This is a genomic window from Metabacillus sp. 84 (assembly GCF_050107715.1).
In the GTDB taxonomy this organism is placed as follows: domain Bacteria; phylum Bacillota; class Bacilli; order Bacillales; family Bacillaceae; genus Metabacillus_B.
Genome location: NZ_JBNILN010000008.1, coordinates 36420 through 51873, shown reverse-complemented (window position 1 = coordinate 51873; position 15454 = coordinate 36420). Strand labels below are relative to the sequence as shown.

The 15454-nt window shown below is 46.2% G+C and carries 15 protein-coding genes; 14 read left to right on the top strand and 1 reads right to left on the bottom strand.

The window, feature by feature from the left end; translation table 11 throughout:
* Window positions 1-42 precede the first annotated feature (42 nt).
* On the bottom strand, window positions 43-1209 hold the full coding sequence (locus ACQCV8_RS14260; protein ID WP_426845430.1) for an iron-containing alcohol dehydrogenase: 1167 nt from the start codon (window positions 1207-1209) through the stop codon (window positions 43-45).
* Window positions 1210-1362: 153 nt separating this feature from the next.
* Between ACQCV8_RS14260 and ACQCV8_RS14255 the strand changes: the two genes are divergently transcribed.
* The 14 genes from ACQCV8_RS14255 to ACQCV8_RS14190 all read left to right on the top strand — a co-directional run bounded on the left by ACQCV8_RS14255 (window position 1363) and on the right by ACQCV8_RS14190 (window position 15452).
* Complete coding sequence (locus tag ACQCV8_RS14255) at window positions 1363-1650, top strand: putative quinol monooxygenase (protein WP_426845428.1); 288 nt, start codon at window positions 1363-1365, stop codon at window positions 1648-1650.
* Between the two features lie 334 nt (window positions 1651-1984).
* Window positions 1985-2527: a helix-turn-helix domain-containing protein gene (locus ACQCV8_RS14250; RefSeq protein WP_426845426.1), complete on the top strand. Its 543-nt coding sequence runs from the start codon at window positions 1985-1987 to the stop codon at window positions 2525-2527.
* A 35-nt stretch (window positions 2528-2562) separates the two neighbouring features.
* Window positions 2563-3666: an ABC transporter ATP-binding protein gene (locus ACQCV8_RS14245; RefSeq protein ID WP_426845424.1), complete on the top strand. Its 1104-nt coding sequence runs from the start codon at window positions 2563-2565 to the stop codon at window positions 3664-3666.
* Window positions 3656-4459, top strand: coding sequence for an ABC transporter permease (locus ACQCV8_RS14240; protein ID WP_426845422.1), 804 nt, complete (start codon window positions 3656-3658; stop codon window positions 4457-4459). The genes ACQCV8_RS14245 and ACQCV8_RS14240 overlap by 11 nt, the downstream gene beginning before the upstream one ends.
* A complete protein-coding gene (locus ACQCV8_RS14235; RefSeq protein WP_426845420.1) occupies window positions 4456-5259 on the top strand; it encodes an ABC transporter permease in 804 nt (267 codons plus the stop codon). The genes ACQCV8_RS14240 and ACQCV8_RS14235 overlap by 4 nt, the downstream gene beginning before the upstream one ends.
* Window positions 5256-6329 carry an ABC transporter substrate-binding protein gene (locus ACQCV8_RS14230; protein WP_426845418.1) on the top strand — a complete coding sequence of 358 codons (1074 nt, stop codon included), beginning with the start codon at window positions 5256-5258 and terminating at the stop codon, window positions 6327-6329. The genes ACQCV8_RS14235 and ACQCV8_RS14230 overlap by 4 nt, the downstream gene beginning before the upstream one ends.
* A 943-nt stretch (window positions 6330-7272) precedes the next feature.
* Window positions 7273-7869 carry a TerD family protein gene (locus tag ACQCV8_RS14225; protein WP_426845417.1) on the top strand — a complete coding sequence of 199 codons (597 nt, stop codon included), beginning with the start codon at window positions 7273-7275 and terminating at the stop codon, window positions 7867-7869.
* 46 nt (window positions 7870-7915) lie between these two features.
* The gene (locus ACQCV8_RS14220) at window positions 7916-8494 is read left to right on the top strand and encodes a TerD family protein (protein ID WP_426845415.1); all 579 of its coding nucleotides are present in this window, start codon (window positions 7916-7918) and stop codon (window positions 8492-8494) included.
* Between the two features lie 166 nt (window positions 8495-8660).
* Window positions 8661-9239 carry a TerD family protein gene (locus ACQCV8_RS14215; protein ID WP_426845413.1) on the top strand — a complete coding sequence of 193 codons (579 nt, stop codon included), beginning with the start codon at window positions 8661-8663 and terminating at the stop codon, window positions 9237-9239.
* Window positions 9240-9325: 86 nt separating this feature from the next.
* On the top strand, window positions 9326-10555 hold the full coding sequence (locus ACQCV8_RS14210; RefSeq protein WP_426845411.1) for an HpcH/HpaI aldolase/citrate lyase family protein: 1230 nt from the start codon (window positions 9326-9328) through the stop codon (window positions 10553-10555).
* Complete coding sequence (locus ACQCV8_RS14205; protein WP_426845409.1) at window positions 10482-11888, top strand: phosphoribosyltransferase family protein; 1407 nt, start codon at window positions 10482-10484, stop codon at window positions 11886-11888. Before ACQCV8_RS14210 ends, ACQCV8_RS14205 begins: the two co-directional genes overlap by 74 nt.
* A complete protein-coding gene (locus ACQCV8_RS14200; RefSeq protein ID WP_426845407.1) occupies window positions 11878-12993 on the top strand; it encodes a cysteine protease StiP family protein in 1116 nt (371 codons plus the stop codon). Before ACQCV8_RS14205 ends, ACQCV8_RS14200 begins: the two co-directional genes overlap by 11 nt.
* Window positions 12993-13808: an HAD hydrolase family protein gene (locus ACQCV8_RS14195; RefSeq protein ID WP_426845405.1), complete on the top strand. Its 816-nt coding sequence runs from the start codon at window positions 12993-12995 to the stop codon at window positions 13806-13808. Before ACQCV8_RS14200 ends, ACQCV8_RS14195 begins: the two co-directional genes overlap by 1 nt.
* A 36-nt stretch (window positions 13809-13844) precedes the next feature.
* Entirely contained in the window at window positions 13845-15452 is a 1608-nt protein-coding gene (locus tag ACQCV8_RS14190) for a YceG family protein (RefSeq protein ID WP_426845403.1), read from the top strand.
* Window positions 15453-15454: the final 2 nt, after the last annotated feature.

Genomic DNA, 15454 nt, shown 5'->3' with positions numbered 1-15454 from the left:
ATGAAAAAAAGTCCCAAGAGCCTATGCTCTCGGGACTTTGAATTAAAAGGTTACGTCTTCTCCATAATAAGCAGCCTGGAAAAGCTTCTTCATTTCGTTTTCTGATGTTTCGCGAGGATTTGTTGACGTGCATGGATCCTCTAGTGCATTTTTAGCCATTTCATCCACATGTTTAGTGAACAGCTCTTCTGAGATGCCGTATTCTTTCAAAGAGTTAGGGACATTCATTGCTTCATTCAATGAACGAACCCAGTTTACAAGTGCATCCGTCAATTCTTCGCCCGTTTCGCCGTTTAAGCCGAGCCGTTTTGCGATGGCCGCAAACCGGTCTGCAGAAACCGTACGGTTAAACTGAATGACATATGGCAAATAAATGCCGTTTGCACAGCCATGCGGGACTTCAAAGGTCGGGCCGCTTTTATGCGCCATGCTGTGCACGTTTCCGAGGACGGCGTTGGAAAAAGCCATTCCAGCCATTGCCTGTGCATAGTGTACCTGCTCCCGGGATTCCTTATTGCCTTTATAGGAAGACACAAGATGATCCTTCAATATTTCAGCTGCTTCAATGGCAAGGGAATCGGTGAAAACCGTTCTGGGCTTCGCCACATACGATTCAATACTATGGGTAACAGCATCCATTCCACTGTAAGCAATCAGTTTTTCAGGTAAATCTTCTACCATGACCGGATCAATAATTGCCATATCCGGAGTCAGCTCAAAGCTTGCAATCGGATATTTGATTCCGGTTTTTCCATCCGTAATGACGGATAGATTTGAAATTTCAGATGCCGTACCGCTCGTGGTCGGTATGCCGATGAATTTAGCCTTCTTCCGAAGCGGAGGCAGATTGAACAGTTTAATGGTTTCTTCAAATTCTATTTCCGGATATTCATAGAAAATCCATATGGCTTTGGCAGCATCCATAGGGGATCCGCCGCCGACACCAATGATCCAATCCGGGTCAAAGCCGTCAAGCTCTTTCGCCTTTTCGCGTGCCATCTCAACTTCAGGTTCGCCTGAAAAGCCTTCAATGACTTTTGTTTCAATATCTTTCTCAGAAAGATAGGATAGAATTTTATCCAGGTGCCCGTTTTCTTTAACGGAGCCTCCGCCGATGACAACGGCTGCTTTTTTCCCCTCAAGCTCCTTCAGTTTTTCAAGAGCATTTTCTCCAAAAAAGATGTCGCGGGGTATAGTAAACCGATTCATGTATAAAACTCCTTTTTATTAAGTGACTTTTAGCCATAGTGTTTGAATAACCGAGTTGGTGAAAGATTAAACATTGGAATGTACAAGCAGATGGTTACCTAACCCGGAGTATTTTGTTTTATAGTGAAATCGTAAAAGCTAGGAGGAATGAGCATGTCCCAAATCACGATCAACGCCATCATGAAGGCAAAACCTGGAATGGAAGAGAATCTTTTTAAAGAAATGAAAAAAGTGATTGCCCCTTCCAGAGCAGAAGAAGGCTGCATCAGCTACGATCTTCACCGCTCAAAGGACGACCCGGCCATTTTTGTCTTTTATGAAAACTGGAAAGATCAAAAGGCAGTAGACGCCCACATCGCTTCAGATCATTACAAAGCTTACCGGGAAACCATCGCACCTCTTATCGAAACGAGAAATGTGTATTTTCTGGAAAAAGTATAGTGAGATTCGCACACCGTATTGGATACGGTGTGTTTTTTTGTTGTGTAGGAAAGGATGAAACAGGTCCTAGCGGATGCATCGCATTTCCTGATCCAGTTCAAGGGACTAGCCCCTCGAAGTGCTGAGGACCTCAGGATGCTGGTCAGTTAGTTCTTTACTGCAGAAGGACGTCGCGCATTTAGCAGAACTTCATTCCTTCCAGGCGCTTGCGGTTTGTCCCGTCCTGTTGAAAAATTAAATGAAAAGATTATAATAAGAAATGCTTAAAGTAAACTTTTAGTAAGGGAATACAAAACTTCTTCAAGCCATTCTAAAAAGAAAAGAAGGATCCTGTATGCAAATTGGGAAGAAAATAAAGAACCTGCGATTAAAAAGCGGATTGACTCAAGGGGAGCTTGGGGAACGCACAGATTTAAGCAAAGGGTATATTTCGCAGCTGGAAAGAGATTTAAGTTCACCTTCGCTGGATACATTTTTTAATATACTGGAAGTTTTGGGGTGCAGCCCGGAAAAGTTCTTTCATGCAGGAGATGACGTTCAAAAAGTCGTTTATGCTGAAGAGGAACAAACCGAATATAAGGATGAAGAAAAGGGCTATTCCATAAGATGGCTGGTTCCTGAATCCAACGAAAAAGAAATGGACCCGATTATCCTCTCTTTTGAAGAAAAAGGAGAGTTTAAACAATTCGAAGCGTCTTCCTCTGAAACATTCGGATATGTGCTGAAAGGAAGGGTATCCATACGAATTGGCACCCGCTCCTATCAGGCAGAAGCAGGGGAATCCATCTATTTTTCTGCTTCCGATTCCCATCAATTTATCAATGATTTTAGTGGCGAGACAGAGATCATCCTCGTCGCAACTGAATCCTACTTATAATCAAACGTTTGTTTAACCACTAAAGGGAGGCTGCTATGAATAACGAGACGATCATACGATTTGAGGGAGTAACAAAGCAATTTGATGAAGCGGCTGTGCTAAATCATGTCAGCTTTGAAATTGAGCGGGGCAAATTTTATACACTGCTTGGACCATCAGCATGCGGGAAAACAACCATTCTCCGCCTGATTGCCGGATTTACCGAGCCGACTGGCGGCAGCATCTATTTTAACGATAAATTAATCAACAAGATACCGGCCAACAAGCGCCAGGTAAACACGGTTTTTCAAGATTACGCCCTTTTCCCGCACTTGAACGTATTTGAAAACGTTGCGTTCGGATTACGGATTAAAAAGGTTAAAAAAGAGAAGATTACAGAAAAAGTGAAGGAAGCCTTAAAATTTGTTAATTTAGAAGGCTATGAAACCCGGGAAATTGCAGAGATGTCCGGTGGGCAAAGGCAGCGTGTAGCCATTGCACGGGCTATCGTCAACGAGCCGGAGGTCATTTTACTTGATGAGCCGCTATCTGCCCTTGATCTTAAGCTTCGGACAGAGATGCAGTACGAATTGAAAGAGCTGCAGCGAAGACTTGGCATTACGTTCATTTTTGTTACACATGACCAGGAAGAAGCGCTCGCAATGTCCGATGAAATCTTTGTTCTGAACAAAGGGAAAATCCAGCAGAGCGGAACACCGACAGATATATACGATGAACCGATCAATCGGTTTGTTGCAGATTTTATCGGCGAATCCAATATTGTCCCTGGAACAATGGTGGAAGATTACCGGGTGGAATTTGCAGATAAGGTCTTTGAATGCGTGGATCGCGGATTTCATCCGAATGAAAAAGTGGAAATTGTAGTAAGGCCGGAGGATTTAGCCATTACGGTAAAAAATGCCGGGAAGCTTCAGGTTCAGGTAGATTCCCAATTATTCAGAGGCGTTCATTATGAAATTTGCTGCTACGATGAAGCCGGCAATGAATGGCTCGTTCATTCTACGAAAAAAGCGTCTGTAGGAGAAGAAATCGGACTGGACTTTGAGCCTGAAGCCATTCATGTCATGCGGTTTAATGAAACGGAAGAAGAATTTGATAAGCGTCTCGAATCCTACGAGGGAGACGGCTATGCAAACTAACACCCGCAACCTGTATTTAATCCCTTACATTCTATGGATGGTGCTGTTTGTAGCAGCGCCGGTCGTTCTCATTTTTTATTATTCCCTCTTTGATATTGAAGGAAATCTGACGCTATCCAACTATGCGAAATTCTTTACGCCTGTTTACATGCAAATGACACTGAGCTCTTTCTGGTATGCATTCCTGATTACATTGTTCTCGCTGCTCATTGCTTACCCGACAGCCTATTTCCTTACAAAAACGAAGCACAAACAGCTTTGGCTGCTGCTCATCATTCTGCCTACCTGGATTAATCTTCTGCTGAAAGCTTATGCGTTCCTGGGAATCTTCGGCACATATGGAACGGCCAACAATTTGCTGGAATGGCTAGGAGCCGGAAGACAGCAGATTCTGTTTACTGATTTCAGCTTTGTCTTCGTTTCCGTCTATATCTTTATCCCTTTCATGATTTTGCCGATTTATAATTCGATTGAGAAATTGAATCCATCCTTCCTGGATGCAGCGAGGGACCTCGGTTCTTCCTCATGGACAACGTTTAAACGGATCATTTTCCCGTTAACCATTTCCGGTGTGAAATCAGGCTGCCAGGCTGTATTCATTCCAGCCCTCTCGCTGTTTATGATTACAAGGCTGATTGCAGGCAACCGTGTCATTACTCTTGGAACGGCCATTGAGCAGCATTTCCTTGTGACCCAGGACTGGGGGATGGGAGCCACCATTGCCGTATTCCTGATCCTCGCAATGGCGATTATCATTCTATTTACCAACACGGGAAGGAGGAGCGCAAGATGAGGAAAAACAGCAAGCTTTCAAACCTTTACTTAGTCCTGGTCTTTGCCATCCTCTATGCGCCTATTTTTTACCTTATGTACTACTCCTTTAACAGCGGCGGAACAATGAGAGAATTTGAAGGCTTTACACTTGATTGGTATAAAGAGGTTTTCCAGGATACGAGGCTTCTGATCATCGTTCTGAACACACTGATCATCGCTTTGCTTTCATCTGCCATCTCTACAATCATCGGGGTACTGGGAGCATTAGCGATCACCTATGTGAAAAGAAGGCGTATAAAAAACACACTGCTTACCTTAAATAATGTCTTGATCGTTAGTCCGGACGTTATCATCGGTGCTTCCTTCCTGATTTTGTTCACCATGATCGGCATCAGGCTTGGATTTACATCCGTTCTGCTTTCCCACATCGCATTCAGCGTTCCCATCGTTGTCATCATGGTCCTGCCAAAGCTTGAAGAAATGAGCTCAAGCCTTGTCGATGCGGCAAGGGACTTGGGAGCAAGTAAATGGGAGGTCCTGTCCAAAGTCGTGATCCCCTACATCACACCAGGCATTTTCGCTGGCTTTTTTATGGCGCTGACCTACTCGCTGGATGACTTTGCCGTCACATTCTTTGTAACCGGCAGCGGCTTCTCTACCTTGTCGGTCGAAATCTACTCGCTGGCAAGGCAAGGGATTTCACTAACCATTAATGCGCTCTCCACTTTAATTTTCCTGGTAACCATTAGTCTGGTCATCGGCTATTATTTCATTACTCAGCGCAGCAATCGCATGAAAGGGGTGGAAATCCGAAAATGAATCAGCTTCTGCGTGCTTTTCTTATCATTTCCATCCTTTCTGCCGTTTTATTAATTTCCATTAATCAGCTGAACCGTTCCCAAGGCTATTCAGGCGGAAACACGCTCACCATCTACAACTGGGGGGACTACATTGATCCCGAGCTCGTGGATCGGTTTGAAAAAGAGTCAGGTATTAAAGTAGTCTACCAAACCTTCGATTCCAACGAAGCTATGATGACAAAAATCTCCCAAGGCGGAACAACGTTTGATATCGCGGTCCCGTCCGAATACGCCATCAGCAAAATGAAGGAAGAGAACCTGCTGCTCCCGCTCGACCATACGAAGATTCCTAATCTGAAAAACATCGATGAGCGGTTTCTGAATTTATCCTTTGATCCCGACAATCAGTACTCCATCCCTTATTTTTGGGGAACGGTCGGCATCGTTTACAATCCCGGCATGCTCGGAGGAAAACAAATCACGAGCTGGGATGACTTGTGGAGAAAAGATTTGGAAAATCAAATCCTGCTGGCTGACGGAGCAAGAGAAGTGATGGGAATGGGCTTAAACAGCCTCGGCTATTCACTTAACGACACCAATGAAGCTCATCTTCAAGAAGCGAAAACGAAGCTGACTGAGCTCACCCCTAACGTCAAAGCCATCGTCGGTGACGAAATCAAAATGCTCCTCGCCAGCGAAGAAGCCGCTGCAGGCGTCGTCTGGTCAGGAGATGCCTCAGAAATCATGAGCGAGAATGAGAAGCTTGACTATGTCGTACCGGAAGAAGGCTCCAACTTGTGGTTCGACAACATGGTCATTCCAAGCACCGCCGCCAATACGGAAGCAGCCCATCAATTCATCAACTTCATGCTTCAGCCCGAAATCGCTGCTCAAAATGCTGAATATGTCGGTTATTCCACACCGAACAGAGAAGCCCTCCCGCTTCTTCCCGAGGACATTTCAGGAGATAAGCGCTTCTACCCGGATCCGGAAACAACAGCTAAGCTCGAAGTCTACGACAACCTCGGCAAAAAAATGCTCGCTCATTACAACGAACTGTTCCTGGAATTTAAGATGCACAGGAAGTAAAGAGTCCGGGCGGCAGAACGTGAGCTTTACGGAAACTTTTTTATGGCTCGTTTTTGCAGACATTAAACAGCAGGCAGGTTTCTTCTGCAAACAGGGCATGTGGCTCCTCCGACCCCCGGCGCGGTAAAGCATTGGGGGCTGGAGGGAGAAACCCCTGATTCCTACTCCCCCAGCGCTTTTAAGGGTTAGGGGACGGAGCTGGATTAGTAGACATAATTGGGGTCGGAGCCATGCTCCGACCCTGTTTTTCTGCCTTTTGGGGGACAGAGCAGAGACCTTGGGAATCCTTGTGCTGCAGCATGTCAATCAGATTGGGGACGGAGGTTTAGTGCTTTAGCAGAGTGGGGGCCGGAGGCAGTAATGGCATCCGGAGTTATCAAACGAAGTCAGACGCCTGGCAAAGAGATAGCACAGAACGGTACCGAAACTTTACTGCTGTAGAGGGGCGAGGGATGGAGGCGTCACGGGGTCGGGCCTTTCTCACCAAGAACTGGCAGGTCTGGTGCCGGAGCTTTAGTACGAGCCAGCGAAAGCGGGGTCAGGCGCGGTGCCTGTCCCCTGCTGCTTCACCGCATCAGGGGACAGAGGCGTGACTTCGCAATCCCTTGTCCGCCAACGTTTAAGAGAAATGGTGCCGGAGCTTTAATACTTTAGCGAAAGCCGGGCCAGACCCCACCCGAAAAATCCCGCTCCAAAACCTAGAAAAATTTACCGCAAACCCCATTTCACCAAAAAACGAAACCTTTCGGCGGGCTTGAGCGTATAATCAACCTATAGGCGTTTTCACCCGCAGGAAAGAACGGGAGGATTGTCGCTCAAAGTTGAATGCTTTGGAAAATATGTGGTATCATTTTCTTGGAATGCTGTATGCAGCTTCATTACAGTTTGCATGCTTGCTGGACAAGGTTTTAAAGGCTTTATAACTGGGAAGGAGTGTTGAAGAATGGCTATATCCTTGCAAAAAGGACAGAAGATTGATTTAACAAAAGGCAGAGCCGGTTTATCTTCCATAACGGTTGGGCTAGGCTGGGATCCAGTTAAGAAAAGCGGCGGGTTCTTTGGTTTCGGCGGAGGAAGCAGCAATATCGATTGTGATGCATCTGTGCTGATGCTGAATGAGAACGGCAAGCTGGCGGATAAAAAGGATTTAGTTTATTTTGGAAATAAAACAAGCAGCTGCGGGAGCGTCCAGCACTCAGGGGACAACCTGACTGGAGAAGGGGAAGGCGACGATGAGCAAATCAGAGTGGACCTTGGCCGCATCCCTGCACATATACATAGGCTGGTTTTCGTTGTAAATATTTATCAGGGTGTTCAGCGCAAGCAGGACTTTGGGATGATTCAAAATGCGTTTATCCGTGTCCTGGACAACTCAAACAGCAGTGAGCTTGTTCATTTTAACCTGACAGACAATTTTTCCGGGCTGATGGCTCTTGTTCCAGGCGAGATTTACCGTCATAACGGGGAGTGGAAGTTCAACGCGGTTGGCGATGGAACAAAAGATGCGTCGATCAGCGAGATTGCGAACCGTTACGTTTAATAGAATAACAGTCTGATAAAAATCCAATTAAAGCGAGGTTATTAAAATGGCAATCAGTTTAGCAAAAGGACAAAAAGTAGATTTAACTAAATCAAATCCGGGTCTGACGAATATTGTTGTAGGTCTTGGATGGGACGTAAATAAGTATGACGGCGGACAGGACTTTGACCTTGATTCCTCTGTATTCCTTTTAAACGCGGAAGGAAAATGCTCTTCCGAAGCAGATTTTGTTTTCTACAACAATACAAAAGGTGCGAACGGTGCGGTTGAGCATACAGGAGACAACCGTACTGGCGAAGGGGAAGGCGATGATGAGCAGGTAAAAGTGAACCTGCCTGGCGTTCCGGAAAACATTCAGAAAATCGCATTTACGATTACGATTCATGATGCGGAAACACGCAGCCAGAATTTTGGACAAGTCAGCAATTCTTATGTGCGTATCTTAAACGAAACAAATGGCGAAGAGCTGATCCGCTACGATCTTGGCGAGGACTTCTCTATTGAAACAGCTGTTGTTGTAGGTGAGCTATACCGTCATGGCAGCGAGTGGAAGTTCAGTGCAATCGGCAGCGGCTATCAGGGTGGCCTTGGTTCACTGGTAAGCGACTACGGCTTGAACGTCTAAACGGCGATTGCATGAAACAGGGGTGACTTTACGCGAGCGGTCAGCCTTCTCTATTAAGCTGGGCATCACGGATCTGACAGGTGTACAGCAAAGGGGGGGCTGCTGTTTGCAGGTCTCCCCTTTTTTAAACTGCAGAGCGAACATTAAAAATGAATGGAGGATACCCATGACACTCTCGTTATCTAAGGGACAGCGCATTGACTTGACGAAAACCAATCCAGGGCTGACTAAAGTAGTGGTTGGGCTTGGCTGGGATACGAACCGTTATAGCGGAGGCAATGATTTTGATTTGGATGCAACTGCATTTATGGCGGATGCTTCAGGAAAAGTTCAAAATGACAGTGAATTTATTTTTTACAATCAGCTGAAAAGCCCGAATGGTGCAGTAGAGCACACAGGAGATAATCGTACAGGTGAAGGGGACGGGGATGATGAGCAGATTCTCGTAGACTTCTCGCTAATGCCTGCCCATATCCAAAAAATTGGAATTGCCGTTACCATTCACGATGCAGAGTCCCGCAGACAGAATTTCGGACAGGTTTCCAACGCGTTTGTCAGGATTGTGGATGCCCAAACGGATAAAGAAATCCTCCGCTACGATTTAGGAGAAGATTTTTCCATTGAAACAGCTGTTGTTATTTGCGAGCTTTATAAACATGGTTCTGACTGGAAATTCAATGCAATCGGCAGCGGGTTTTCAGGGGGGCTGGCATCTCTTTGCCGAAATTATGGTTTAGAAGTTTAAGATGTATGCGGGGAGACAGCATGTCTTCCCTTCTGCCTTTTAAAAGCGTTTTTCAAATAGCAGATCATTAGAAGAGGAGGGATTCAATGAGACATTTTCAATATTTGCCGTCCCCGGCGCTGGATGAGATTTTTTTCCGCAAGCCGGTTTCTTTCAATTATTCCTCCTCTAAAGAACAGCTGGCTTATGCACTGGGCGCTACACTGTACATGCCGGGAACAAGAGAGCAAATTTCTAGTGATGTGCTATCTGGAAAATTTCTTGAAGGCAAACACGAAGGGTTGACAAGCATGGCCATCTGTCTCGAGGATTCGATCGGGGATGACGAGGTGAAGACGGCAGAAGCTAACACCGTTCTGCAGCTTAAAACCATTCACACCAGTACGAAAAATGGTGCTTTCAATACAGATTTTCTGCCGCTTATCTTTATAAGGGTAAGAACTGTTCAGCAAATGACGGAGATGGTCAGCCGGCTTGGCGATGCAGCCTCACTTCTTTGCGGCTTTATTTTTCCGAAATTCACAGCAGTAAACGGAAGGGTTTATTTGGAGGCACTTTCTCAAATAAATGAAGCTTTTTCTATGAACCTTTACGGAATGCCAATTCTTGAATCCTATGAAATTATTTATAAAGAAACGAGAATGGAATCGCTGCTGAGTATTAAACAGCTGCTGGATGAGTATTATTCCCTTATTCTTAATGTCCGGATCGGAGCCACTGATTTTTCCGGACTGTTCGGAATAAGAAGAAGCAGTGATACGACGGTTTATGATATTTCCGTGATCCGTGACTGCATTTCGGATATCATCAACGTGCTCGGGCGCAGTGCCAGCGAGTATGTCATTTCCGGCCCCGTATGGGAATACTTTTCCGGTTCAAAAAGAATTATGAAGCCCCAGATCAGGCTGTCGCCCTTTCAGCAGGCCTTTGGCAGGAACGGCCTGCAAGTGCGGACGGAAATGATTAATCGGTTTGAGGACGCCCTGATTCATGAAATCATGCTGGACAAGACAAATGGGCTAGTCGGCAAAACGGTTATTCATCCTTCGCACAGTAAAGTTGTACATGCTCTTAATGTTGTCACCCATGAAGAATATATGGACGCGAAGTCCATCCTTGACAGCCATGATGGTTTGAACGGGGTTTTCAAGAGTGCTTATGCCAACAAGATGAATGAAGTCAAGCCACATACAAACTGGGCGCGGAAAGTGCTGCTCAAATCTTCCATTTACGGGGTGCTCCATGAACAACAATCCTTCATTGACCTACTTAACACAAGACAAGGAGAGCATGGTTTCGCTGGAAATCTTAAATAAAATTCAGGTGAGCATCGAAATGAACGAAAACCCTCTTCAGCTTTCACTGTCCAGCCTCTTTCAAATGGGTGCGAGAATCAATAAAAAAAGAAGCTTTTTGTTCATCAGCAAAGTCCTGGGCAAGCATTTGCCTGTTTCTCCAAAGGTTTCTCTCATTGCGGGAGCGGCGCTTGCCTCCAGGTATATGGAAGAAGTGCATGGTGCTGTTCATCCCGCCAGGCAGGAAATGCACGGGGCAATTGAAGCGGGCGAAGCGGGAGAACAGCTGCTGCAGACTGTTTTGGAGGAAACGTATGCTTTGCCGGAAGAGACCGTTTTTATCGGGTTTGCTGAAACTGCAACCGCACTAGGACATGCCGTTTTTCGGTGCTTTGAAAATGCGAAATTTCTCCACACGACCCGTGAAGAGATAGAGGGGCTGCGCTCCGCAATAAACTTTGAAGAAGAGCACTCCCATGCGACTTCCCACAGATGCTATGCAGGAACGGAATTTTTTGATCATCACCACCCGATCGTGCTTGTCGATGATGAATCCACAACGGGGAAAACAGCTTTGAATATCATTGAATCGATACAGGAGGTGTATCCGAGAAAAGAATACGCCATCCTGACGCTTCTGGACTGGCGGACGGAGAAGCATCGGGAAGCCTTTAAGAAAATGGAAGAAAAGCACGGAATTACGATTACTGCCATCTCGCTGTTATCCGGTTCAATGGAAGCGGAAGGCAATTCGATCGAGGAGGAATTTGTCTTCACATCTGATGCCTCGGAAGGAAAGCCTGGAGATGCAGAAGTGACCGTCACCGGGCTGGACGCAGCCGCCGCTTATCAAACGGAGTGGGTATCCAGAGGCGAAGGTCCGGAAGCCCCTTCCTATCTTTCTGTGACCGGCAGATTCGGGATGAGTGACCGGTTCGAAAAGGAAGCCGGACAATTTGTGAACCGGGCTGCAGAGGAACTGCGGATGAGAAGAAAAGGGGTGCGTACACTCTGTCTTGGAACCGGTGAATTTATGTACATACCGATGAGAATAGCGGCGGAAATGGGCGAAGGGATCCGCTACCAGTCTTCCACAAGGAGTCCAATTCACTGCACTAAAAAAGAGGGGTATCCGATTTTTTCAAAGTTTGCCTATCCGAATCCAGAGCAGCCAGCCGTGCAGCATTTCTTTTATAATATCGAGCAGGGCATGTACGATGAAGTCTTTGTTTTTCTTGAAAGAGAGGTTCCAATGGAGCAGCTTGAGCCGATGCTCAAGCAGCTGAAAACGGTTGTTCCGATTATTCAGGTTGTATACTTCTGCAGAAGGAAAGGTGATCAGCATGTCCGTTAAAACAATGCTTCCCCCCACTCCAATGGGGAGCTACTCCGAAAAAGATGTCATCTTTTTACTGAAAGATATCAGCAGCGTTATGCCTGAGAGCTCCACACAGGACAGGGAGGAAGCGGTTCAATCCGGAACACATTATTCAGAAATGCTTCCGATTGAATATAAGCCTTCAGAGGACTATATTAATCTCTTCCACCTTTCACTTGCGCAATATAAAGAGAGGCTCGCCATAGCTGCCGGTGTCGTAGCTGAGCAGATTATCAGAGAAAGAGGAAAAGGCGCCGTCCTTGTCTCCCTTGCCAGGGCAGGAACACCGATTGGAATTCTTATTAAACGGTATATTCAATTTAAATATGAGATTGATGTCCCCCATTACAGTGTTTCGATCATCCGCGGACGCGGAATCGATGAGAACGCGATGAAATACATTTTTGAAAATCACCCTTCAGAATCCATTCAGTTTGTGGACGGCTGGACGGGAAAAGGCGCAATTAAAAAAGAATTGAACGAGGCTGCCGCCCATTTAAACAAAAAGTACGGAACGAACGTAAGCGACACCATGGCCGTTCTTGCGGACCCGGGGTATTGCGTTTCCATTTACGGAACGAGAGGTGATTTCCTTATTCCGAGTGCCTGCCTGAATTCGACCGTATCCGGGCTTGTCAGCCGTACCGTATTGAACAGCGCATACATCGGACCCGATGATTACCACGGTGCCAAATATTACCGCGAGCTGGAAGAAGAAGACTTGTCCTTGTATTTTATTGAGACGATTACTAAGCAATATCCGCTTGTAAAAGAAGAAGTAGACAGGCATCTGGATAGCCATCATGTCAGCGAGCCAACCTGGAAGGGGCTTGCGGATATCAAAAAAATTCAGGATGACTATGGGATTGAAAACATCAATCTGATCAAACCGGGTGTAGGGGAAACGACAAGAGTGCTCCTGCGCAGGGTCCCTTGGAAAATTCTTGTGAAAAGCGCTGAAAATCCGGAGCTTGGGCATATTCGCCTGCTTGCGGAGGAACGGAATGTACCCATTGAGGTTTATCCGGACATGTCCTACTCGTGCTGCGGACTAATTAAGCCTCTGAAGGAGGAAAGCTGATGTTATTCGCAAGCGATCTTGACCAGACCCTGATTTATTCAAGAAGGTCTTTCAGACACGAGGCTGCAGAAGAGGACATCCGCCTTATTGAAGTGCTTGACGGCAAAGAAATTTCCTTTATGACTCATAAGGCGATCTCCCTGCTTAAGCAGGTTTCTGAAAAAGCTTTGTTCGTTCCTGTGACGACAAGGACAATCGAGCAGTTTAAACGCATATCCATTTTTCAGTCAGAGCTTGCAGCCGAATATGCAGTCACGAGCAATGGCGGAAACATCCTGATAAACGGCACTCCTGATTCCGGCTGGAATGCGAGGATTGCCGAACAGCTGAAAGACGGTATGCCGCGAGAAGAAATGCTTGAAAAATTTCAGGAAATCGTTCATGAAGAGTGGGTATTAAAGCAGAGAACAGCTGATGACCTGTTCAGCTACTGCATCATCGACAGAGAAAAAATACCCGCTGAACTCGAGTCCTTTACACAGTGGCTTAGTGAAGCAGGCTGGACCCATTCCATGCAGGGAAGAAAGCTGTATTTTGTGCCAAAGCCGGTCAGCAAGTGGGCGGCAATTGAGTACATTAAAAATCTGGTCGGGGAAGATACGGTCTCGGCAGCGGGAGATTCTCTTCTCGATTTGTGCCTGCTTGAGAATGCTGATTATGCGTTTGCCCCAAGGCATGGAGAGCTGCAGGAAAAGGGACAGGATTCGCAAGGGAAGATCACCAGAACGGAACGGGAAGGCATTTTAGCATCAGAAGAAATTCTCGCCGGCGTTCTGGAAAAAACGGATCATCATTTAAACGCTGTCCAGCGATAACGGGCAGATTCAAAAGGACAGGAAAGGATGAGGGAAATGGTAAAAAAAATCAGACCAATCAAAGCCGATATAAATGAGAAGGACTGGCTTAGTTTGTTCAAAACGCCATTATCCCGCCGGAATTCCTTCCTGCATTCTGAAGAAGAGCTGTCCTTTACTCAGACAGCTTTCCGTATTCTCGGAACGTATCCCGATGAAGATGAGTATCAGGAAGTCCTCTACGGCCTCGTTCATGAGGAAGAGCTTTCCGTCGTATTGCTGAGCGAAGGGCTGGATAAGTCCATTCAGCAGGAGCTCTTTCAGGCCATTCAACGGGTATTAATGATCAATACTGAAGAAAATGGCCTCTCTGTCAATCGCCTCGTCGCCTTTATGCAAGGGGAGAGTCTGATGCCAAAAGCGGAAAATCAGGCTCTGGCTGTCCACTATCGCGAGAGCTGGAAAACCTTGCTTGAGCATTTTAAGGCAAGCCATGACAGCGGTTTTTTGCACCCTGAGTTCAGAAGGGTGTTTACGGATCTGATAAAATGGAGCCATAACCATCTTGCTTCCTGGAATGCAGGCCTGACAGAGGAGCCGCCGAAAATGATCTGGTATGGCGATGCGTCCAAAAGCGAAGCGTATTTTCTTTACTATTTGATTCTAATTGGTGCGGATGTGCTCGTTTTCCATCCGGAAGGCTCGGATATACTCGCTCCATACGATCCGGATGAAAAGCAGACCAGCAAAATCCGGCTCGGTTCCAAAGGAAAACCGCTTCCTTTTCCGCATCAAAAGCCAGTCCGAAAAGGTACGGTTGCCTTCCGCGCTTCAAAGGAAATTGAGCAGATGCTCCATTCAGATGATTCAATGCTTTATAAACCATGGCAATTCCGCTCTTACATCCCTCAATCCATCACGCTTAAAACAACGTATGACGAATTATTTATTCTGATGAAGGAAAAAGCATTTATCCGGCCGAATTTTGAAGCTTCGGGTCAAACGGTGCAAATTCCGGCTCTCTTCGCAAAAGTAGCAGGTGTTTCTAAGAACAGAAAGGAATATTGGGCCAGAGTACAAGACGTCACCGATCATGAGCTGGCCTGGACAATCCGGTCCTTTCCCTTCACCAAAACGATTCCCGGGAATAACCATTTTCATTTCCAGGCTGCCCTCGGCAGCGACGGGCGACTGGATCCGGAGAAGATGATGTCGAGTAACTGGTGGTCCTATAAGGAGCTTCCCACCGGGCTGCAGCAAGGCCTGGCCGCCGCCATTTCCCGTTGCTGCGCCTATCCAAAGCTGAAGGCACCTGATCACGAAACCGAATACCAGACACAGCTTTATTTGTTTAACCAGGCTCTATACCTTCCCCCGGATCTGTTAAAGCTCGTCCAGAAATTTGACTATGCTCAGGATATACCGAAGATGGTCCTTTACAACATGGAAAAAAACGGACCCTTCAGCCGATCTGACGCTGCACTCGTTTTGTTAATGAATGAGCTGGGGATGGATATCATCGTATTTAATCCGCCGGGACAAAATGATCTGGAGCTATATATTCAAGAAGGCTGCTTTGATATCCACTGGCTGGAGGACGTCAGCTTTGAAGAAGAGTTTAAAGAAGCTTCTCTGATTAAAAAGATGTTTAAAAAATGGTTTTAGAA